Origin of the sequence: Pseudomonas sp. PKS (assembly GCF_051913525.1) — a bacterium.
Lineage (GTDB): Bacteria > Pseudomonadota > Gammaproteobacteria > Pseudomonadales > Pseudomonadaceae > Aquipseudomonas > Aquipseudomonas guariconensis_D.
The window spans coordinates 1-20007 of record NZ_JBEGDO010000023.1 but is presented as its reverse complement, the minus strand read 5'-3'; the positions used below and the strand labels follow the sequence as shown (position 1 = coordinate 20007).

General features: G+C 61.9%; 18 protein-coding genes and 1 tRNA gene. 11 read left to right on the top strand and 8 right to left on the bottom strand.

Annotated elements, in window-relative coordinates; translation table 11 throughout:
* The 6 genes from ABOA88_RS19680 (at nucleotide 1) to ABOA88_RS19655 (ending at nucleotide 4563) form a co-directional block, all read left to right on the top strand.
* On the top strand, nucleotides 1–738 hold the full coding sequence (locus ABOA88_RS19680) for an adenosylcobinamide-GDP ribazoletransferase (RefSeq protein ID WP_070572989.1): 738 nt from the start codon (nucleotides 1–3) through the stop codon (nucleotides 736–738).
* Between the two features lie 202 nt (nucleotides 739–940).
* Nucleotides 941–2119 carry a glycoside hydrolase family 5 protein gene (locus tag ABOA88_RS19675; protein ID WP_437437079.1) on the top strand — a complete coding sequence of 393 codons (1179 nt, stop codon included), beginning with the start codon at nucleotides 941–943 and terminating at the stop codon, nucleotides 2117–2119.
* Between the two features lie 53 nt (nucleotides 2120–2172).
* Entirely contained in the window at nucleotides 2173–2577 is a 405-nt protein-coding gene (locus ABOA88_RS19670) for a MarR family winged helix-turn-helix transcriptional regulator (protein ID WP_367851113.1), read from the top strand.
* A gap of 64 nt (nucleotides 2578–2641) precedes the next feature.
* Nucleotides 2642–3844: an MFS transporter gene (locus ABOA88_RS19665; protein WP_196169571.1), complete on the top strand. Its 1203-nt coding sequence runs from the start codon at nucleotides 2642–2644 to the stop codon at nucleotides 3842–3844.
* Entirely contained in the window at nucleotides 3841–3963 is a 123-nt protein-coding gene (locus tag ABOA88_RS19660; RefSeq protein WP_268866955.1) for a hypothetical protein, read from the top strand. Before ABOA88_RS19665 ends, ABOA88_RS19660 begins: the two co-directional genes overlap by 4 nt.
* A 48-nt stretch (nucleotides 3964–4011) precedes the next feature.
* Nucleotides 4012–4563 carry a glutathione peroxidase gene (locus tag ABOA88_RS19655; protein WP_196169570.1) on the top strand — a complete coding sequence of 184 codons (552 nt, stop codon included), beginning with the start codon at nucleotides 4012–4014 and terminating at the stop codon, nucleotides 4561–4563.
* 3 nt (nucleotides 4564–4566) lie between these two features.
* Here the strand turns inward: ABOA88_RS19655 and ABOA88_RS19650 are convergent, their stop codons facing one another.
* Complete coding sequence (locus ABOA88_RS19650; RefSeq protein WP_196169569.1) at nucleotides 4567–4827, bottom strand: DUF2798 domain-containing protein; 261 nt, start codon at nucleotides 4825–4827, stop codon at nucleotides 4567–4569.
* 117 nt (nucleotides 4828–4944) lie between these two features.
* On the opposite strand from ABOA88_RS19650, the gene ABOA88_RS19645 reads away from it, so the two are divergent.
* Nucleotides 4945–5874: a LysR family transcriptional regulator gene (locus tag ABOA88_RS19645; RefSeq protein WP_367851114.1), complete on the top strand. Its 930-nt coding sequence runs from the start codon at nucleotides 4945–4947 to the stop codon at nucleotides 5872–5874.
* Between the two features lie 43 nt (nucleotides 5875–5917).
* Here ABOA88_RS19645 and ABOA88_RS19640 read toward each other — a convergent pair whose 3' ends face one another.
* From ABOA88_RS19640 to ABOA88_RS19630, 3 genes are all read right to left on the bottom strand, one after another.
* The gene (locus ABOA88_RS19640) at nucleotides 5918–7174 is read right to left on the bottom strand and encodes an OmpP1/FadL family transporter (protein WP_196169567.1); all 1257 of its coding nucleotides are present in this window, start codon (nucleotides 7172–7174) and stop codon (nucleotides 5918–5920) included.
* A 147-nt stretch (nucleotides 7175–7321) separates the two neighbouring features.
* The gene (locus ABOA88_RS19635; RefSeq protein ID WP_196169566.1) at nucleotides 7322–7804 is read right to left on the bottom strand and encodes a hypothetical protein; all 483 of its coding nucleotides are present in this window, start codon (nucleotides 7802–7804) and stop codon (nucleotides 7322–7324) included.
* Between the two features lie 249 nt (nucleotides 7805–8053).
* Entirely contained in the window at nucleotides 8054–8278 is a 225-nt protein-coding gene (locus ABOA88_RS19630; protein WP_196169565.1) for a hypothetical protein, read from the bottom strand.
* A 952-nt stretch (nucleotides 8279–9230) separates the two neighbouring features.
* On the opposite strand from ABOA88_RS19630, the gene ABOA88_RS19625 reads away from it, so the two are divergent.
* Both ABOA88_RS19625 and rmuC read left to right on the top strand, forming a co-directional pair.
* On the top strand, nucleotides 9231–9650 hold the full coding sequence (locus ABOA88_RS19625) for a tetratricopeptide repeat protein (protein WP_196169623.1): 420 nt from the start codon (nucleotides 9231–9233) through the stop codon (nucleotides 9648–9650).
* A gap of 245 nt (nucleotides 9651–9895) precedes the next feature.
* Nucleotides 9896–11281: a DNA recombination protein RmuC gene (rmuC, locus tag ABOA88_RS19620; RefSeq protein WP_196169622.1), complete on the top strand. Its 1386-nt coding sequence runs from the start codon at nucleotides 9896–9898 to the stop codon at nucleotides 11279–11281.
* On the opposite strand, the gene ABOA88_RS19615 is transcribed toward rmuC, so the two are convergent.
* Both ABOA88_RS19615 and ABOA88_RS19610 read right to left on the bottom strand, forming a co-directional pair.
* A complete protein-coding gene (locus ABOA88_RS19615) occupies nucleotides 11253–14729 on the bottom strand; it encodes a hybrid sensor histidine kinase/response regulator (RefSeq protein ID WP_196169564.1) in 3477 nt (1158 codons plus the stop codon). The genes rmuC and ABOA88_RS19615 overlap by 29 nt on opposite strands.
* Nucleotides 14730–14891: 162 nt before the next feature.
* Nucleotides 14892–16082 (bottom strand): MFS transporter, encoded by a 1191-nt coding sequence (locus tag ABOA88_RS19610; RefSeq protein WP_367851115.1) that lies wholly within the window; start codon nucleotides 16080–16082, stop codon nucleotides 14892–14894.
* 205 nt (nucleotides 16083–16287) lie between these two features.
* Between ABOA88_RS19610 and ABOA88_RS19605 the strand changes: the two genes are divergently transcribed.
* Nucleotides 16288–18162 carry an MFS transporter gene (locus tag ABOA88_RS19605; protein ID WP_367851116.1) on the top strand — a complete coding sequence of 625 codons (1875 nt, stop codon included), beginning with the start codon at nucleotides 16288–16290 and terminating at the stop codon, nucleotides 18160–18162.
* Between the two features lie 18 nt (nucleotides 18163–18180).
* On the opposite strand, the gene sugE is transcribed toward ABOA88_RS19605, so the two are convergent.
* Nucleotides 18181–18498 (bottom strand): quaternary ammonium compound efflux SMR transporter SugE, encoded by a 318-nt coding sequence (sugE, locus tag ABOA88_RS19600; protein ID WP_043215559.1) that lies wholly within the window; start codon nucleotides 18496–18498, stop codon nucleotides 18181–18183.
* Nucleotides 18499–18735: 237 nt separating this feature from the next.
* On the bottom strand, nucleotides 18736–19656 hold the full coding sequence (gene rdgC / locus ABOA88_RS19595; RefSeq protein ID WP_196169561.1) for a recombination-associated protein RdgC: 921 nt from the start codon (nucleotides 19654–19656) through the stop codon (nucleotides 18736–18738).
* A gap of 206 nt (nucleotides 19657–19862) precedes the next feature.
* Here rdgC and ABOA88_RS19590 point away from each other — a divergent pair.
* Nucleotides 19863–19938 (top strand) — tRNA-Val (locus ABOA88_RS19590).
* Nucleotides 19939–20007: the final 69 nt, after the last annotated feature.

Sequence of the window (20007 nt, the reverse complement as noted above, 5' to 3'; positions counted from 1 at the left end):
GTGCTGCCGTTCTGGATCGCCCTGCAGTTTCTCAGCAGTTTGCCGGTGCGCTTGCCGGGGATGCCGGAGCCTCGGCAGATGGGCCGTTCGTTGTTGTTCTACCCGGTGATCGGCCTGCTGTTCGGCCTGCTGCTGTGGTTGGCCAGTCATTGGCTCGCAGGTGTCGCCGCGCCCTTGCACGCGGCCTTGCTGCTCACACTGTGGGTGCTGCTCAGTGGTGCGCTGCACCTGGACGGCCTGGCCGACACTGCCGACGCCTGGCTGGGGGGCTTTGGTGATCGCGAGCGCACCTTGCAGATCATGAAGGACCCACGCAGCGGACCGATCGCGGTCGTTACCGTGGTACTGGTGCTGTTGCTCAAGTTCTGTGCTCTCTGGGTGCTGGTGGAGCGCGACGCAGGTGCCTGGCTGGTATTGGCCCCAGTGGTCGGCCGGGCTGCCTTGCTGGGGCTGTTCATGGGCACCCCTTATGTGCGACCGGGAGGACTTGGCCAGGCGCTGGCCGACCATCTGCCCAGGCAGGCGGCGGGCTGGATTCTGGTTGCCAGTGCACTGGTCTGCGTGCTGTTCGGTGGTTCGACGGTGCTGTGGGTGCTGCTGGTGTCGGTCGTGGTCTTTTTCTGGATTCGTCACCTGATGTGCCGACGCCTGGGCGGGACCACAGGGGACACCGCCGGGGCTCTGTTGGAGCTCTTGGAGCTGACGGTGGTATTGGGGCTGGCGTTGTCGGGGCATTGAGGTCTGTGCTTTCAACGCTGGCCTTCTCGCGGGTAAACCCGCTCCCATAGGTTCTACGCTGCTCTATGGGGGTGGGTTTGCCAGCGAAAGGGTCGGTGCTGATACAACGACGCCATGCAACGTCCCGCAATGTTGCTGAACGGTTTCCCTGACGAGGCGGGCGTATGCTCACGGGCCGACCCATAGATCAGGGAGCTCTCGCATGCGCCATTGGATGTTCGCCAGCCTCTTGGCACTGGCAAGCCTGCCGGCCAACGCTGCAGACCTCATCGATTTCTGGAACACCCCCCGCCATGGCGGCAACAGCTTCAATCGTTTGCCTCCCGATCAATCCTACTTCCAGGCACTGAGTGGCTACGGCGCCACCTGGGTGCGGTTGTCATACGACAAGTGGAAGCCTGAGGGGCGTGACTTTCTGCTCGGCGATGCTGACGACTACAACGGTCTTTCACAGCAAGATCTGGCGCGGTTGAAGAGCGTGCTGGACAACGCCAATGCCGCAGGTCTGAAGGTGGTGATCGCCCCGCTTTCGTTGCCGGGCATGCGCTGGTCACAAAACAACCAAGGCCAGTTCGACGACCGACTCTGGCAAGACAAGCGCTACTGGGCCCAGGCGGTCAACTTCTGGCGCGACCTTGCCCAGGCACTGAAGGATCACCCTGCCGTGGCGGCCTACAACTTGATCAACGAGCCTGCGCCAGAGCGCAATGCCGGCCTGGCCGAGCATGCCGAGCAGCAGCGTATGCAGCAGTGGTACGCCGGCGAGCAGGGTGGGCCGCGTGATCTGCCGGCCCTGTATCGCGAGCTGGTGGCGGCCATTCGTGAGGTGGATGTGAGCACCCCGATCATGGTCGATGCCGGCTGGTACGCAGCAGCCGATGCCTTCGGCTATTGGCCGGCGGCTTTGGCGGATGGGCGAGTGCTCTACAGCGTGCACATGTATGAGCCGTACTCGGCCACCAGCGCGCCGAACATGGCGCGCAAGCAGCCGATTCCCTATCCGGGACCGACGCCCTTCGGCGGTAAGCGTGAGCAATGGGATGGCGAACGGGTAGCGGCTTATCTGCAAAAGCCGCTGGATTGGGCTGATGCGGTGGGGGTTCCCCGCTCGCGGCTGGTGGTGGGGGAGTTCGGTTGCATGCGCCGACTGGCCGGGTGCAAGCAATACCTCGAGGATGTCCTCACTGTTCTGGACAAGCAGCAACTGCACTGGGCCTTCTACAGCTTCCGGGAAGACAACTGGGACGGCATGGACTACGAACTGGGCGCGGCCAAGGTCCCCTGGCGCTACTGGCAGGCGATCGACAAGGGTGAACCTGATCCGGTGGCGCGCCAGGCCACCGCTGAGTTCGAGCCGATTCGCCGGCGATTGGCACCATGAAGCAACTTTGAAATCTCTTGCAACATTCCGAGTGCGGGTATATACACGCATTCATGCTGACCAGTGAATGCATCTGTACCCATCTGCGTCGCGCCGCCCGCGGGGTGAGCCGGCACTACGACGAAGCCCTTGCCGGCTTCGGCGTCAATGTCGCGCAGTTTTCCCTGTTACGTCACCTGCAGCGGCTCGATCGGCCAAGCATCACCACCCTGGCCGAAGCCATGGGCCTGGACCGCAGTACCCTCGGGCGCAATTTGCGCGTGCTGGAGGCTGAAGGGTTGGTGAAGCTGGCCGATGGCGACGACCAGCGCAATCGCCTGGTGCTCCTGAGCACGGCGGGCGAAGCGTTGTTGCGCGCTGCGCACCCAGCGTGGGAACAGGCTCAGCGGCAATTGGTCGAGCGATTGGGCGAAGGGCGGCGGGACGTGCTGATTGGGCTGCTGGAACGCTTGGCCTGATGTTTTATAACTAGAAGTGGGTGTATACCCGCATAAACCTTGCGATGTGCTGGAGAGAACGACGATGAGCTCGGTATGGCGGACCAGCGGGTGGATATTGTTGGGGGCGGCGCTGATTCTGGCGTTGTCCCTGGGGGTGCGGCACGGCTTTGGCCTGTTCCTGGCGCCGATGAGTGCCGAGTTCGGCTGGGGGCGGGAAGTGTTCGCCTTCGCCATTGCCCTGCAGAACCTGATCTGGGGCCTGGCCCAGCCCTTTGCCGGGGCCTTGGCTGACCGCCTGGGCGCCGCGCGGGTCGTGATCATCGGCGGGATTCTCTACACCGTTGGGCTGGTATTGATGGGCATGGCCGACTCGGCCTGGTCGCTCTCGCTAAGTGCAGGTCTGCTGATCGGCATTGGGCTGTCCGGTACATCCTTCTCGGTCATTCTCGGGGTTGTGGGACGTGCGGTCCCGGCGGAAAAACGCAGCCTGGCCATGGGGATCGCCAGTGCCGCCGGCTCATTCGGCCAATTCGCCATGCTGCCGGGGACGCTCGGCCTGATCCAGTGGCTGGGTTGGTCGGCGGCCTTGCTGGTGCTGGGCTTGCTGGTGGCCTTGATCGTGCCGTTCGTGGGCCTGTTGCGTGATCGACCGCTTCCCAGCCACGGTACCGAGCAAACACTCAACCAGGCGCTACGCGAGGCATGTTCGCATTCAGGGTTCTGGTTGCTGGCGCTGGGCTTTTTCGTCTGCGGTTTCCAGGTGGTGTTCATCGGCGTACATCTGCCAGCCTACCTGGTGGACCAGCATCTGCCGGCGACCACCGGCACCACGGTGCTGGCGTTGGTCGGGCTGTTCAATATCGTCGGTACCTACACCGCCGGTTGGCTGGGCGGGCGCATGTCCAAGCCGCGATTGCTCACGGGCTTGTACTTGTTGCGGGCAGTGGTGATCCTGTTGTTCCTGTGGGCGCCGGTGACTCAGATCAGTGCCTATCTGTTTGGCATTGCCATGGGGCTTTTGTGGTTGTCCACGGTCCCGCTGACCAATGGCACCGTGGCCACGGTGTTCGGTGTGCGCAACCTGTCCATGCTCGGAGGCATCGTCTTCCTGTTCCATCAGTTGGGCGCTTTCCTCGGTGGTTGGCTGGGCGGGGTGGTGTATGACCGTACCGGCAGCTACGAGCTGGTCTGGCAGATCTCGATTCTGCTGAGCGTGTTGGCTGCTGCCCTGAACTGGCCAGTGCGCGAGCGTCCTGTGGCACGGCTGCAGGCCCAGCCGGCATGAACCGCTCCCTGACGCGCGGGTTGCTGGCAGCAGGCGCGCTCCTGCTGCTGGCGCTGGCCTGGTGGGGCTGGCACGAGGGTGGCCTGGCGTTGATGCAGTTGGGCATGGGTGTTTGTTAGGCGCTACCCTGCAGGTAACGGATTTTCATCTTGCAGGAGTGCCGAACGATGTCTCTACGCAGGTTTACCCTCTCTTTGCTGGTTCTGGCCGCCGCCTCGTCCAGTTGGGCGGCCGATTGCCCCGCCTTGCTGCAAGGCAGCCTGCCCGAGCTGCGTGGCAAGGAACAGATCGATTTGTGCGAGCGCTTTGCCGGCAAGCCGCTGGTGGTGGTCAATACCGCCAGCTATTGCGGTTTTGCCCCGCAGTTCGAGGGGTTGGAGTCGACCTACAAGGCCTACCACGAACAGGGCCTGGAGATGCTCGGCGTGCCTTCGAACGACTTCAAGCAGGAGGATGCCGACAGCGAGAAGACCGCCAAGGTGTGCTACGCCAACTATGGCGTGACCTTCACGATGACCAAGGCGCAGCCAGTGCGTGGCAAGGATGCGGTGCCCTTGTTCGTTGAGCTGGCGCGCCAGAGCAGTGCGCCGAAATGGAATTTCTACAAATACGTGGTAGATCGCCAGGGCAAGGTGATCGCCAACTTCTCCAGCCTGACCAAGCCTGACGACCCCGCCTTCCAGGCTGCGATCGAAAAAGCCATCGCCTCCCAGCCCTGATGATCAGTGCGGGTGCACGGTCAGGGCCACCAGGCGCATCACCACTGGGCGTACCAGCAGGACACAGACAAAAGCCACTGGCATTGCCAAGCGGTACGCCTGCAGCACCTTGTCCAAGAAATCATCGCTCACCCCGGCGGTTGCAGCCGTGATCACGAAGCACATCAGCAGGGCCATGATGGCCGACATATAAAAGGCAAATACGTAAGGCGTGGCGCTGGCGCGCAGTTTGCGGCGGCTGCGCAGGGTGGACAGTTCGTTCATCGAATGTTCCTCGTCGAATCCATGGAGGCGCTCAGGTTAATCAGTGCGACCAGCGGGCTGTAGACCGCGGCAAGTGAGTTCTTTATAAAGAAAAACTTACGAATCGAAGGCCAACCCATGGATCTGCTCAATGCCATTCGCTGTTTCATCAAGATTGTCGAGGCAGGCAGCATCGCCGGTGGAGCGCGTAGCCTTGGCGTGAGCCCGGCAGCAGTGAGCCAGAACCTGGCGCGTCTTGAGCAGCATCTGCAGGTGGTTTTGGTATCGCGTACCACGCGAAGCATGGCACTGACCTCAGCGGGCGCCCTGTACTACGAGAAAGTGCGGCATGTGGAACGTGATCTGGCGCAGGCCGAGTTGGCAGTCACCACCCCTGAAAGCGAGCCTCAAGGGCGCTTGTGCATCGCCTCGACCTCGGCGTTCGGGCGGCATGTGCTGGCCCCGCTGATCCCGGGGTTCAGCGCGCGTTATCCGTTTCTTTCGATAGAGTTGATAACGACTGATCGGAAGGTCAATCATGTGCGCGAGGACGTGGATGTCAGCCTGCGTATCCCTCCGCAATTGGAAGACCATCTGTTAGCCCGGCATATCGCGCGCATCCCATTCGTCTGCTGCGCATCGCCGGGTTACCTGCGCAGCGCCGGGCTGCCGGGTACCCCTGAAGCCCTGCGTGATCACCGTTGCCTGGTGTTTCGCTACCCAGTCGATGGGCGTTTGCTGCGTTGGGGGTTCGTGCGTGATGGGCTGCGTTTCGAAGCAGCGTTCGGCAATGTGCTGATCAGCGACGACATCGATGCCCTCACTCAAATGGCGCTCAGCGATGGTGGAATCACGCGTCTGGCGGAGTTCATCGTCAAGCCGCACCTGGCCGCTGGCCGGCTGGTGCCTTTGTTCGAGCCTGGCGCTGCCGGCCAGGCCTACGCCCAAACTGAGCCAATGGACATCTACCTGTGCCTGGCCGACCGCTTCGCCATGACCCCCAAGGTAAGGGCGTTCATGGCTTATCTGCAGGAAGCATTGGGCGAGGATTGGTTGGTACAGGCATGAAAAAACCGCCACGAGGGCGGTTTCTCCATGTAGCGGGTGCGACTCAGAAGCGGTAGGTGAGGGATGCACCGATGCCGTGAGCGCTGTTTTCGTACTTGGCCTGGTAGCTGCCCTTCAAAGGGGAGTCCGTGCGATTGTTGACTTTGGTGTCTTCTTCCCACAGGTAGGAGTAGGCAACATCGATGGTCATGTCGTCGTTCGGGCTCCAGCCAGCCCCGAAGCTGACCGCCTTGCGATCGCCAGTCGGAATGCGTGGCGAACGGTCGTGGTTATTGGTTGGCGACTGGTCGACGGAGAAGCCTGCGCGCAGGGTCCACTCCTTGTTCACCTTATAGGCTGCGCCAATGGCGTGGGCCCAGGTGTCGTGCCAGTTTTGCTCTTCGGTGATGGTCTTGAGCGGGTAGCCTGCCGGAGCCTCGTTCTCGACAGTGATGTTTTCCAGACGGCTCCAACGAGTCCAGGTGCTACCGGCATACAGCGTCCAGTTGTCATCCAGTTCGTGGGTGATCGAGAAATCTACCGACTCAGGGGTCTTGATCTTCAGGCTGGCGTCGAATTTACCGCTGAAGCCTGGCACAGGGTACGAAACCCGGGTGTTGCCCTCGAGTTTGTAGTCGACCATCGAGTGGTAGGTCAGGCCAAGACGGGTACGGTCAGTGGCTTGAACCAGCACGCCGATGTTGTAACCGACAGCGGTATCGTCGCCCTTGATCTTGACTTCGCCATCACCGGGCGAGAATGGGTTGACGCTATGCAGGTTCGAACCCAGCTCACCCTTGATGCGGTTGATGGTTGGGCCAAAGCCAATCGAAACTTTGTCGTTGAATGCATAGCTCACGGTCGGCTGGAAGGTGACGACCTCGACCTTGCTCTTCTTGCCCCAGTAACGTGCAGCGTCATCTCCGCCGTAGTCGGTAATCAGGCCGAAGGGTACATAGACACCGAAACCTACGCTCCAGTGATCATCGATCGGCTTGACGTAGTAGCCCATTGGTACGCCGACGGTTGGCACCATGTCACCGTCAGTCTCACCCCCATAGTTACTTCCGCGACCCGAAATGTCGGTCTTGGCGATGACTGCTGCACCGCCGACGGTAACTTGTTCGCGCTTCAGGCGCGACATGCCGGCAGGGTTGCCATAGACAGTGCTGGCATCTTCGGCAGAAGACGAACGACCTGCGAAACCTGTCCCCATGCCGCTGACGCTTTGTTCGTTGAGGGCAAAACCTGCTGCGAACAGTTGGCTGGATGCGAGGGCGACAGCTACACCGAGGGAGGTTTTGAGCATTGCTTTTTTCATTATTGTGAAACTCCTTGGGTTCTCCGGGGCGAAAAGCTACCAACAATTTACGTGCTGCGCTATAGGCTCAATCGCAGCAGTTCGTGTAGTTTTGTAGGGCAATCCGACCAAAATTCCCTTTTTTCCGGTTAAGTTGTAAGACGCCTCTTAAGAGGCTTCGGAAAGAATGGGGTTCACACAAAGCTGCCAAGCGTGGGTGAAATCGCGTAGACGCCCCTGGGGGTGGAAGATTTGGCGCCAGATGCGCGCCAGTCCCAACACGTCGTCGGCTGCTGGCAATCGAGGGGCCTGCTCTTCGATGAGCATCCAGGCAATCGCGGTGGAATAGCGCAGGTTGACTGCAAGTTCCAGGTGGGGGCCGCGAAGGAAGGCGTGCTGGCTGGCCAGGCCGCGGACCAGGCTCGCCAGATCCGGATCACGCGCCAGGAAGTCGTCCCAAAGCGCCTGATGTCGGGTTTCGCCGATTCGGTAGAGGCCGTGACCACGCCTGTCGTGCAATGCCGAGCCGAGTGCCGACTGGCTGGCGGCCACGCCCAGCAGCAAGGCTTCGGCGCTTTCGCAATGACGGTCCAGGTAGATCAGGGTCGGTCGGATCACAAACTGACACAACTCTTTCGCTGCGATGCCCATGATGCCCTCGATCAGTTAAGGGCCGACGGGCGCTGGAGCTTGGCAGCTGGTGAATTGATCAGGCCCGCCGGAAGCGGCTCGCACCGCTCGAGTTGAAGTGTAGTGTGATAATCGTGGTGTAAAGGGCTGTTTTTAAATCGATTGCTGCCGGACGCCTCGGCGTATATGCCTTGTAGCAATTACGCCAAGAACGATCCGGCTGGCAAGCGAAGGGTTTATCGAGCGTGTGAATACCTCGGTATTGGCCGTTCACGCGGCCAACGACTGGCGGGTGCGCTCGATGACGGCCTGCAGCGGCGCGCTGCGGTTGTACTGTTCGGGGTACAGACGTTCGGTATGGCACGCGACGCCATGTTCGTCGACCAGGGTGAAGCTGAAGCTGCCCTTGCGAGGTGCAACGATGAGGCACTTCAAGGGTGCGAAGGCCTGGGACAGGGTGCCGATGGCAGATTGGATCTGATGATGGGTATTCATATTGTTTGGATGTTCCTGCATTTAACACGGGGTTCGATCCGTGCATCTTAGAAACGTTCCAGTGACGCCTTTATTAAGGGACGAAGAACCTGACTGGAACAGGGCAGCCAGAGGAGGCGCAAGCAAATGTGGGCGCTGGGCTGACTGGTAGGTACATCAGAAGGCGGGCAAGGCACGCCAGGGCCAAGGTTCGAGGCCTCTGGGTGAAAAATCCCGATCAATCTGTTACGTGATTCGTGATGGCGCAGCGGAGCTGCCTGGGAATCATCGAAAGGGCCGGTCCTGGTTTCAGCAGTGGTTGCTCGTTGGGTCGAGCGAGGCACTGCAAGGACACTGTTGGCCAGAATTGACTTTCAGCTGGGTACTAACGCAGAGCACCCTACCCTAAATATCTGTGCCTAGCAAGTGGTTTCGTGTTTTGCCAGGCCAGCCGAGCAGTATGGCGATTAATTCACTGGCTGTGAAGTGGGGCGCAGATCGGCAGGGCGGGACAATGCATGCACGATGGCATCCAAATGGCTGTAACTCGCTCACTTGTACACACAGTGACAACGACTTGTAACAACCTGGCAACAACCTACGGGTGCCTCGCCAATGACTTGACTGTGCGCTTAAGTCAATGAAAAAAAACACTAATTTTTGCTGGTGAAAAAATCGACAGTTTGACCGAAAGCCCCATTCCATAGGGCTTTGCGGCCCCGTCGGGGTGGTTGTCCACCGAGTTATCCACAGCTTCTGTGGATTGTCCCGAGCGCTTGCTCTAGGACGGGCGTGCCAGCTGTTTTTCGAACTGTCCGACAATCGTGAAGCAGCCAACACGCACTACCATGGCTTCGAAAAACGTCAAGAAAAGATCATAGAAATTTTTTTTACATCTACCCCAAAGCGCCGGGTCATGAGGATAAAAAAAGAGTACAGTGGCGCGCCTCTCGAGTTGCCTTCGCTGTTGGTCATGAAGTTTCGCGGTAAACACCTCGCAAGTACCCCTCTCCCTTCGTCAGAGCCTTCTGCCAAGCGCTTTTCCCTGAAAGTGGCCCTATGGCTGCTCGACAACCCGCGCCTGGGGCACAAGACGCACGTCAAGCACCTGGCTGGCCGCCTGCTCAAACAACCCGCGCGCCAGGGCGTGGTCGTGGCCCAGAGCCGCCTGGGGCAGATGCTCTGCCGGGAGTGCGGCAATGCCCGCGACCGGCGCATCGGTCACGACCTGTTGCGTCAGGCTGCGCGCGCGGGCGATCGCCGTGCGCAGCTTGAATATGGTCGTTTGTGCCAGGCCAGCGAGCCGGAGCAGGCCCGCTATTGGCTGGAATTGGCGGCAGGGCAGGGGTCGCAGGAAGCGCGGCGGTTGCTCCGACAGCTGTTTCCGGCTTGAGCGCCTATCGCAGGAGATGCCCGCTACACCCATGATGGAGTGGCTTACCCCCGCGACAGGACCGATAAAGCCACCCAAAGCCTCAACTGATAAGCTGCACGGCATATTGTCGAACATCGATTGGAGTCGCTATGGCAGTGGATCTTGCCAGTATTTTGCTGGGCCTCGTTGCCGCAGCCGTCCCTTGCCTGGGTTGGGCATTGCAGTTGCAGCGACAGCTGTCGGCCAGGCAATCGGAGCTGGCCTTGGTGCAAGAGCGCCTGTCCAGCGCTCAACTTGCCCAGGAAGGTCTGCAAGCGCAACTGGAGGCTTGCCGTGACGAGATCAGCGACCTGAGCGAGGCGAACGTGGTCAAGCAGACCACCTTGGCGGCTCAGGCCCGGGAGCTCGAGTTGTTGCAGATAGATCGAGACAACGCCCGTGATGCCGCCCATGCCTGGCAGCTTGAGCGGGCCAATCGCGAAGCCGAGCAGCGTCGCCTGGAGGCCCAGTCCGCACGCCTGGAGGCAGAGCTTCGTGAACAGCAGGAAAGCCACCAACAGCGCCTCGAAGACCTGCAGGAGGCGCGTGATACCTTGCGTGCCCAGTTCGCCGAGTTGGCCACCAAGATCTTCGACGAGCGTGAGCAACGCTTCACCCAGACCAGCCAGCAACACCTAGGCCAGTTGCTCGACCCGCTCAAGGAGCGCATCCAGGCCTTCGAGAAGCGCGTGGAGGAAAGCTACCAGCAAGAGGCGCGCGAGCGCTTTTCCCTGGGCAAGGAGCTCGAGCGCCTACAGCAGCTCAACCTGCGGCTGTCGGATGAAGCCACGAACCTGACTCAAGCCTTGAAGGGTCAGAAGACCCAGGGCAATTGGGGGGAGCTGATTCTAGAGCGGGTGCTGGAGCATGCGGGGCTGGAGAAGGGCCGGGAGTACCAGACCCAGGTCAGCCTCAAAAGTGCCGACGGAGAACGTTACCAGCCCGATGTGCTGATCATGCTGCCGGGCGACAAGCAGGTCGTGGTCGATGCCAAGGTCAGCCTCACGGCCTACCAGCAGTTTGTGGCTGACACCGATGCTGAGCGCGCCCAGGCTGCCCTCAAGCAGCACGTACAATCCCTGCGCAGTCATGTCAAAGGGCTGTCGAGCAAGGATTACAATCGCCTGGACGGTTTGCACAGCCTGGATTTCGTCCTGCTGTTCGTGCCCATAGAAGCGGCGTTCTCGGCAGCCTTGCAGGCCGAGCCCAACCTGTTCCAAGAAGCCTTCGACCGGCAGATCGTGATTGTCAGCCCGACCACCTTGCTGGCGACTTTGCGGGTCATAGACAGCCTGTGGAAGCAGGAGCGCCAGAGCCAGAATGCCCGGGAAATCGCCGAGCGAGCCGGGTGGCTGTACGACAAATTCGTCTTGTTCATCCAGGACCTGGACGAACTGGGCAGCCGCCTGCAGCAGGTAGACAAGGCCTATGCCGCTGCCCGCAACAAACTCTGCGAGGGTCGCGGCAACCTGGTCAGCCGCAGCGAGCAACTCAAACTGCTTGGCGCCCGGGCCAGCAAGAGCCTGCCGGGCGAATTGCTCGAGCGGGCGCTTGCCGAGGGTGTGCCGGCTGGCGAAGCGCTTACTGAACCAGGCTCAGATGGCGATTGAGCAAGGCGCGCAAGGCCGCCGGCTTGACAGGTTTGGCCAGGTAGTCGAGGCCGGCGGCGTGGACCATGGCGATGGTTTCGTTGCGCCCGTCCGCGCTGATCACCACGCCAGGCACCGGTTCGCCCAGGCGGGTGCGTAGCCAAGCCATCAGCTCGGTACCGGTCTCGCCATCGTCCAGGTGGAAATCCACCAGCGCCAGGTGCGGGCGCATGCCTTGGGCCAGCAACGCTTCGCATTCTTCCCGGTTGCGCGCCGTCCAGACCTGGCAGCCCCAGCGGCTGAGCAGGCTGTTCATGCCGAGGAGAATGCTGTCTTCGTTGTCCACGCACAGCACCTGCAAGCCGGCCAGGGGCTGGCTGACCTGTTCCACGGGCGTGCGGGTCTCGGGCGCCGGAGCCCGGGCGATCGGCACGCTGACCCTAAAGACACTGCCCTTGCCCGGCCAGGAGCGCACTTCCAGTGGATGGCCCAGCACCCGGCACAGGCCATCGGCGATTGCCAGGCCCAGCCCCAGGCCTTTTTCAGCGCGGGTCTGGTGGCTGTCCAGGCGCTTGAACTCCTGGAAAATCACCTGCAACTTGTCGTCGGCGATCCCCGGGCCGCGATCCCAGACCTCCAGCCACAGGCGCTCGCCCTGACGACGCACGCCGAGCAGCAGGGGGCTCTTGCCGTAGCGCAGGGCGTTGGTCAGGAAGTTCTGCAAGACCCGGCGCAGCAGTTTCATGTCGCTTTCGACCCGCAGCCGGCTGCCCCGCAGGCGGAACTCCAAACCCTTCTCTGCCGCCAGCACCTTGAATTCGGTACCCAGGGTATCGAACAGCTCGTTGAGGGCGAACGGCTTGGGATCGGGCGTGATCTTGCCGTTTTCCAGCCGTGAAATGTCCAGCAGGTCGCTGATCAGCTCCTCCGCCGAGCGCAGAGAGCTGTCCATGTGCTGCACCAGTTGCCGGGCCTCTTCGTTCATGCCTTCAGCCTGTTGCGACAGGGCGGCAGAGAACAGCCGCGCGGCATTGAGCGGCTGCATCAGGTCATGGCTGACCGCAGCCAGGAAGCGGGTCTTGGACTGGCTGACCGCTTCGGCACGGCTCTTGGCCTCCGATAGCGCCTGGTTGAGCTGGGAGAGCTCCTGGGTCCGTTCGGCGACCCGTTGTTCCAGGCTTTCGTTGGCATCCTTGAGTGCCTGCTCGGCTTCGCGGAAGGGCGTGATGTCGGTGAAGCTCATGACAAAACCCCCGCCCGGCATGGGGTTGCCGATCAGCTCGATGACCCGACCATTGGGGAACAGCCGCTCGGAGGTGTGCGCACGGCCCTGGCGCATCCAGTGCAGGCGGCGGGCGACGTGCACCTGTGCCTCGCCTGGGCCGCACAGGCCGCGTTCGGCATTGTGGCGGATGATGTCGGCGATTGGTCGGCCCACGCTGATCAGCCCATCGGGGTAGTTGAACAACTCCAGGTAACGGCGGTTCCAGGCCACTAAGTGCAGGTTCTGGTCCACCACGCTGATGCCCTGGTTGATGTTCTCGATGGCGCCTTGCAGCAGGGCGCGGTTGAACTGCAGCACCTCGCTGGCTTCATCGGCGATGCGCACGACGTCTTCAAGCTGCATCTCGCGGCCTTCGATGGCCGCCTTGACCACTGCCCGGGTCGAAGAGGTGCCAAGTACACCCGCCAACAGCCGCTCGGTGTGCTCGATCCAGTCGCCGTCGGCGTTCTGGTTGGGGTTGAAGCCCTTGCCCTGGCGATAGGCGAAGCGGATGAAGCTCTGCCGCGCCCGCTCTTCGCCCACAAAGCGTGCAGCCAGCTTTAGCAGATCGTCGATCTGTACCGCCAGCAGCGATCGGTTGCTGGGGCGGGCGCTGCTCTGTTGGCCGATGAAGCGGCCTGCCTGCCAGTGCTCCGAGACGCGTGTGCGCGACAGGATCGAGACCCAGGCGAACAGGATGAAATTACCCGCCAGGGACAGCACCACGCCCTGGGTCAGTGGGGTGATCGGCAGGTCCAGCGGGTTGCTGTGCAGCCAGGCAAGGCCGGGGAACAACTGCAGTGACCATCCCAGGCTGTGGGCGGCGATCGGCAGCACTAGGGTGTAGAACCACAGGAATATCCCGGCCGCGAGGCCTGCGAATACGCCACGGCGATTGGCCTGCTTCCAATACAGCGCCCCCAGCATCGCCGGCGTCAATTGCGTCACGGCGGCGAAGGCGATCTGGCCGATGGTCGCCAGGCTCGCGGTGGAGCCCAGCAGTCGGTAGCTGACATAGGCCAGCAGGAGAATGGCGACGATGGTCACTCGGCGCACCGAGAGCATCCAGTGGCGGAACGCCTCGAACGGCCGCTCGGCGTTCTTGCGACGCAGCAGCCACGGTAGCAGCATGTCGTTGGATACCATGGTCGACAAGGCCACCGCCTCGACGATGACCATGCCGGTGGCGGCTGAGGCACCACCGATGAATGCCAGCAATGCCAGGCTCGGGTGCGCCTCGGCCAGGGGCAGGCTGATGACGAAGGAGTCGGAGATCACCGTGCCTGGTAGCAGCATTTGCCCGGCCAGGGCGATCGGCACCACGAACAGCGCGGCCAAGGCCAGGTACAGGGGGAACACCCAGCGGGCCATGCGCATGTCTTGAGGCTCGATGTTTTCCACCACGGTGACATGGAACTGGCGGGGTAGGCAGATGATGGCCATCATCGCCACGGCAGTCTGCACCACCATCGAGGGCCAGTTGACGGTCTCCTGCCAGTAGGTTTCCAGGTGCACCGACTGGCGCGCCTGAGTGAACAGATCGTCGAAGCCGTCGTACAGATTGAACACGACGAACGCGCCAACGGCGAGGAATGCCAGCAGCTTGACCAGGGATTCGAAGGCAATCGCCAGGACCATGCCCCGGTGGTGTTCGGTGACATCAAGGCTGCGCGTGCCGAAGACGATGGCGAACAATGCCAGCACCAGCGAGATCACCAGTGCCGTGTCCTGCACCCGGGGGCCTGTGGCATCGGCGTTGGCACCGATCAGCAGGTTGACACCGAGCACGATGCCCTTGAGCTGCAAGGCGATGTAAGGCAGCACGCCGACCAGGCAGATCAGCGCCACCACCACCGCCAGCGACTGCGACTTGCCGTAACGTGCAGCGATGAAGTCGGCAATCGAGGTGATGTTCTCTTGCTTGCTGATCAGCACCATCTTCTGCACCACCCAGGGCGCGAAGATCAGCAGCAGCACAGGCCCCAGATAGATCGGCAGGAACGCCCAGAGCTGTTCGGCAGCCTGGCCGACCGCGCCGAAGAAGGTCCAGCTTGTGCAGTACACCGCCAGCGACAGGCTGTACACCCAGGCGCGCAGGCGTGGCGGCAATGGCGTGCTGCGGCGGTCGCCGTAGAAGGCGATGGCGAACATGATGGCCATATAGGCCAGGGCGACCACGGCGATCAGCCCACTGGACAACGACATGCAAACTCCGGAGCAAAAAAGGAAACGCGGTCCCGATCAATCAGTCTGGCACGCAGTCTGGGGTTCGTCAGCGCAGACGATGGTCGCAGTGGCAGGACGCCGCAGGCCTGGGCTTTCGACCCTGTAGGCGCCGGCTTGGCGCTGCCGGGACGGACCCACGGGTCATGGCCGCTCCATCGTGCCCCTTGTCCCCAGGTAATAGAACCCTGCCGCCAGTATCACCGACAACACCAGCAGGTAGAAGATCGCCACCGGCACCATCAGTCCCAGCGCGAAGCCGACGAGCACAGGTCCCAGTGCCGCGCCGAGGTTGGAGAGATTCTGCGCGCCGTAGTAGACCCCGCGCAGGTGCTCCGGCGCGATCAGGTCGATGAACATGTATTCGGCTGGGATCACGATGATCTCGCCCAAGGTGAATACCAGCATCGCCAGGCACCAGGCCATGACCGAGCCTGCCAGTGAAAAGCCCAGCAGGCCGAGAACGAACAGTGCCATGCCCGCCATGAGCCAAGGCATCAGGCGCTGGCGGTCGATGCGTCGGCCCACCAGGTACTGCAGGGCGATCACCGTGGTGGCGTTGGTGGTCACCAGGTAGCCCACCAATCGCGCCGCCTCGCTGGCGCTGGCGGTGACCACCAGGTACTGGGACAGGTAAGCGGTGAACTGGCCGAACACCACGGCACTGAGCACGCCGCCCAGGGTGAAACACACCAGCCGGCGGTCCCGGGCCAGTTGCAGACCGACCTGGATAAAGCCGGCGCCGGTTTGGCGTGGCTCACTGGTCTTCAGTTGTCGCTCGCCCAGGCGCTGGTACAGAAGGGCCATGCCTAGGCCGATCCCCGCAGACACCACAAAAGGCAGGTGGTCGTTCAACTCGAGCAGGGCCACCCCGAGCAGAGGGCCTGCTGCATAGGCAATGTTGCTCAAGGTGTACTTGATGGCGAATACCTCGGCGCGCTCGGACACTGGCAGTAAGGTACAGAAGCCTGCCTTGGCGGCGATGTCGACCACCGCCAGGGCCAGGTTGATCAGCACCAGGCACAGGAAGAACAATGTGGCCCAGCGGCTGGCGATGGCGCCGACGAAGGCCAGGGCGAACGTCAGCATGGCGCCGATCAGCAGGGCATAGTTGCTCAGGGTGTCGACCAGATGGCCGCCATACAGGCTCAGTAATGACGCCAGGATCAGCGCGCCGCCGATCAGCAGGCCGATGTGGCTGACCGGCAACTGGAAGTTGTCCGCCAGGTAAACCACCAGGTAGGGCAGGGTGATCGCCCGGGCCAAGGTCAGTGCGAAGGTGATCGCCAGCAGCAGCCGCACGGCGGTAGGGTAGCGATGGAGGGCGGCGAGCATCGGACATCCTTGTTGTCGAGTGGTGCCAGTGGCCAAGCATAAGGACAGACACAAGGTTTGTCGTGGGTCTGGTGGCGGGGGATGTGACGGTGGCAAAAACTGCACGCATTCTTCCGGTTGCCAGCAAGCCCCATTCCCATGCAGATTTGTGGCTTCTCGCGCTGTGCGTGCCTCCAATGAAAAAGCCCAACCAGGTACACGGACGATGAGTCACCCCTCGCAATTCACCCTGCTCGGCAAGCGGCGTTTTCTGCCGTTCTTCATTACCCAGTCGCTGGGTGCCTTCAACGACAACCTGTTCAAGCAGTCGCTGATCCTGGCGATCCTGTACAAGCTCAGCCTGGAAGGCGATCGTTCGATCTGGGTAAACCTCTGCGCGCTGCTGTTCATCCTGCCATTCTTCCTGTTCTCGGCACTGGCCGGGCAGTTCGGCGAGAAGTTCGCCAAGGATGCGTTGATCCGTGCGATCAAGTTGGCAGAGATCGTCATCATGGCCATTGGTGCGACCGGATTTGTCACTGGCCACTTGCACCTGATGCTGCTGGCGTTGTTCGCGATGGGCACCCATTCGGCGCTGTTCGGCCCGGTGAAATACTCGATCCTGCCCCAGGCCTTGCGTGAGGAGGAGCTGGTCGGCGGCAATGGCCTGGTGGAAATGGGCACTTTCCTGGCGATCCTGGCCGGAACCATCGGTGCTGGGGTGATGATGTCCTCTGGCAGCTATGCCACGGTCGTCGCAGGGGGCGTGGTCGGCACCGCGGTGCTCGGCTACCTGGCCAGCCGCTGGATCCCGCGGGCGGCCGCCGCTGCCCCGCAGATGAAGCTGGACTGGAACATCTTCAAGCAATCCTGGGCCACCTTGCGCCTGGGGCTGGGGCAAACGCCGGCGGTATCGCGTTCGATCGTCGGCAACTCCTGGTTCTGGTTCGTCGGCGCCATCTACCTGACCCAGATCCCGGCCTATGCCAAGGACTGGCTGCACGGCGACGAGACCGTGGTGACGCTGGTGCTGACGTTGTTCTCGGTGGGTATCGCCCTGGGGTCGCTGCTCTGCGAGCGTCTGAGTGGGCGCAAGGTGGAGATCGGCCTGGTGCCGTTCGGCTCATTCGGCCTGACCCTGTTCGGCCTGCTGTGGTGGTGGCATTCGGGCGATGTGCCGGTGGGGGAGGTGCCCCATGACTGGCTGGCGCTGTTGGGCATGGGCCAAGCTTGGTGGATCCTGCTTTCGATCGTGGGCCTGGGGGTATTCGGTGGCTTCTATATCGTGCCGCTGTACGCCTTGATCCAGGCGCGTACGCCCGAAGACCAGCGGGCCCGGGTGATCGCTGCCAACAACATCCTCAATGCACTGTTCATGGTGGTCTCGGCGATCATCACCATCGTGCTGTTGAGCGTGGCAAAACTGAGCATCCCGCAGCTGTTCCTGGTGGTGTCGCTGCTCAACGTTGCGGTCAACGCCTATATCTTCCGCATCGTGCCCGAATTCACCATGCGCTTCCTGATCTGGCTGCTCAGCCACTCCATGTACCGCGTCGAACACCGGGACCTGCAGTGCATCCCCGATGAGGGCCCGGCGTTGCTGGTGTGCAACCATGTGTCTTTCGTCGATGCGTTGCTCATCGGCGGCGCGATTCGCAGGCCGATACGCTTCGTCATGTACTACAAGATCTACAACCTGCCGGTGCTCAATTTCGTGTTCCGCACCGCCGGGGCCATCCCCATCGCCGGACGCAGCGAAGACGAGGCCACTTACGAGCGCGCTTTTGCGCGAATTGCCGAGTACCTGGCGGATGGCGAGCTGGTCTGCATCTTCCCCGAAGGAAAGCTGAGCGCCGATGGCGAGATCGATGTTTTCAAGGGAGGGGTAAGCCGCATTCTGCAGGAAACACCCGTGCCGGTGATACCGCTGGCCTTGCAAGGCCTCTGGGGCAGTTTCTTCAGCCGCGATCCGAACAAGGGCTTTTTCAAGCGTCTGTGGTCGAGGGTGACGCTGGTGGCTGGCGCCGCCATCCCGGTGGAGGCGGCGCAGCCGAATGCGCTACGCGAGAAGGTCAGTGCCCTGCGCGGCGACGTGCGTTGAGTGATGAGGGGCGGAAGGTCAGCTGGTGCTGACCTTCAGGCCGATCAGGCCGGCGATGATCAGTGCAACGCTGATCAGGCGCATGATCGCCATGGATTCGCCGAACAGGATGATGCCGGCGATCACCGTGCCGACGGCGCCGACGCCGGTCCATACGGCATACGCCGTGCCCAGCGGCAGTTCCTTCATGGCCAGGCCCAGCAGGCCCAAGCTCACGGCCATGGCGGCGACGGTCAGTGCGGTAGGGAGCGGACGGGTGAAACCGTCGGTGTACTTCAGGCCTACGGCCCAGCCAACTTCGAACAGGCCAGCGAAGAACAGGATGATCCAGGACATGGTGGGTCTCCATCGTTGTTAAGGATGGGGCCGTCCCCCTGAATGATCACGCAGAGCGTCGTGAGGTCGTCCTCACAGTGCGCACTATACTGCCCATTTCTAGAAAACAGGGCAAGTCCGACGGATTCACGGTGTCGCAGCTTCAAGCTCCAAGCTTCAAGCCTTAAGTGAAGCAGCACGGTGCTGGCCGCACCGCACCGTCGCTTCTGACTTTCTTCTTGCAGCTTCTGACCGCTCTTAGACCCCCTGCGGGATCTCCTCGCCACCCAGGGCTTCGAACAGCGCCGGCAGGAACTCGGTGAAGGTCATCATCATCAGGGTGAAGCTGGCATCGAACTGCTGCTGGGCTTCTTCACCGCCATCCTGCTCGGCTTGTTCCTGCAGCAACTCCTCGAACTTCAGGCGCTTGATCACGGTCTTGTCGTCCAGCACAAACGAGAGCTTGTCCTGCCAGGCCAAGGCCAATTGGGTGACTACCTTGCCGGTGCCCAGGTGCAGCTGGATCTCTTCGCTGGCCAGATCCTGACGCTTGCAACGAACGATGCCGCCGTCCTCGTGGGTATCGCGCAGCTCGCACTCGTCCAGGACGAAGAAGTCTGGTGCAGGTGCCTGAGACTTGACCCAGTCGGTCATGGTCGCGCTCGGGGCGATCTTCACGGTGACCGGACGCACCGGCAGCGAACCCATGACTTCACGCAGGGTCGACAGCAAGTCTTCGGCGCGCTTGGCGCTGGCTGAATTGACCAGGATCAGGCCCAGGCGCGGGGCGATGGCGGCGAAGATCATCGAGCGGCGGATGAAGGCGCGGGGCAGGAACGACTGGATGATGTCGTCCTTGATCTGGTCGCGCTCCTTCTTGTAGACCTTGCGCATCTGCTCGGTCTCGATCTCCTCGATCTTTTCCTTGACCGCATCGTTGACCACGCTGCTTGGCAGGATGCGCTCTTCCTTACGCGCGGCGATCAGCAGGAAGTCACCGCTGACGTGCACCAGAGGAGCATCCTCGCCCTTACCGAATGGGGCGACGAAGCCGTAGGTGGTCAGCTCCTGGCTGGCGCAGGGGCGGGCCGGCTTGCTGGCCAAGGCGGCTTCCAGTGCCTCGGGCTCGAACGGGATGTCCTGGGTCAGGCGGTAGCTCAGCAGGTTCTTGAACCACATGAGGGGGAGTCTCTCCTTAATGCATAAGGCGGGCATTATTCTCCGAGGGGCGGCCACAGGCCAACCCTGTCAGAGGGCCACCAGACACTTATTCATAAGGAAAAGCGTGGTTGTGCTAGGTCTTTGAAAGATCTGAAAATTTTTTTTTAAAAAGTGCTTGCCAGGGTGGCAGGTCCTCCGTAGAATGCGCGCCACACCGAGACGTTGGGTGATTAGCTCAGCCGGGAGAGCATCTGCCTTACAAGCAGAGGGTCGGCGGTTCGATCCCGTCATCACCCACCACTTCTCGATGTTTAGCGCAGCGGTAGTTCAGTCGGTTAGAATACCGGCCTGTCACGCCGGGGGTCGCGG

Coding starts and splice junctions, on each gene's coding strand:
- ABOA88_RS19675 (WP_437437079.1), top strand. CDS start 941: ATGCGCCATTGGATGTTCGCCAGCCTCTTGGCACTGGCAAGCCTGCCG.
- ABOA88_RS19670 (WP_367851113.1), top strand. CDS start 2,173: ATGCTGACCAGTGAATGCATCTGTACCCATCTGCGTCGCGCCGCCCGC.
- ABOA88_RS19665 (WP_196169571.1), top strand. CDS start 2,642: ATGAGCTCGGTATGGCGGACCAGCGGGTGGATATTGTTGGGGGCGGCG.
- ABOA88_RS19660 (WP_268866955.1), top strand. CDS start 3,841: ATGAACCGCTCCCTGACGCGCGGGTTGCTGGCAGCAGGCGCGCTCCTG.
- ABOA88_RS19655 (WP_196169570.1), top strand. CDS start 4,012: ATGTCTCTACGCAGGTTTACCCTCTCTTTGCTGGTTCTGGCCGCCGCC.
- ABOA88_RS19650 (WP_196169569.1), bottom strand. CDS start 4,827: ATGAACGAACTGTCCACCCTGCGCAGCCGCCGCAAACTGCGCGCCAGC.
- ABOA88_RS19645 (WP_367851114.1), top strand. CDS start 4,945: ATGGATCTGCTCAATGCCATTCGCTGTTTCATCAAGATTGTCGAGGCA.
- ABOA88_RS19640 (WP_196169567.1), bottom strand. CDS start 7,174: ATGAAAAAAGCAATGCTCAAAACCTCCCTCGGTGTAGCTGTCGCCCTC.
- ABOA88_RS19635 (WP_196169566.1), bottom strand. CDS start 7,804: ATGGGCATCGCAGCGAAAGAGTTGTGTCAGTTTGTGATCCGACCGACC.
- ABOA88_RS19630 (WP_196169565.1), bottom strand. CDS start 8,278: ATGAATACCCATCATCAGATCCAATCTGCCATCGGCACCCTGTCCCAG.
- ABOA88_RS19625 (WP_196169623.1), top strand. CDS start 9,231: ATGAAGTTTCGCGGTAAACACCTCGCAAGTACCCCTCTCCCTTCGTCA.
- ABOA88_RS19615 (WP_196169564.1), bottom strand. CDS start 14,729: ATGTCGTTGTCCAGTGGGCTGATCGCCGTGGTCGCCCTGGCCTATATG.
- ABOA88_RS19610 (WP_367851115.1), bottom strand. CDS start 16,082: ATGCTCGCCGCCCTCCATCGCTACCCTACCGCCGTGCGGCTGCTGCTG.
- ABOA88_RS19605 (WP_367851116.1), top strand. CDS start 16,288: ATGAGTCACCCCTCGCAATTCACCCTGCTCGGCAAGCGGCGTTTTCTG.
- sugE (WP_043215559.1), bottom strand. CDS start 18,498: ATGTCCTGGATCATCCTGTTCTTCGCTGGCCTGTTCGAAGTTGGCTGG.
- rdgC (WP_196169561.1), bottom strand. CDS start 19,656: ATGTGGTTCAAGAACCTGCTGAGCTACCGCCTGACCCAGGACATCCCG.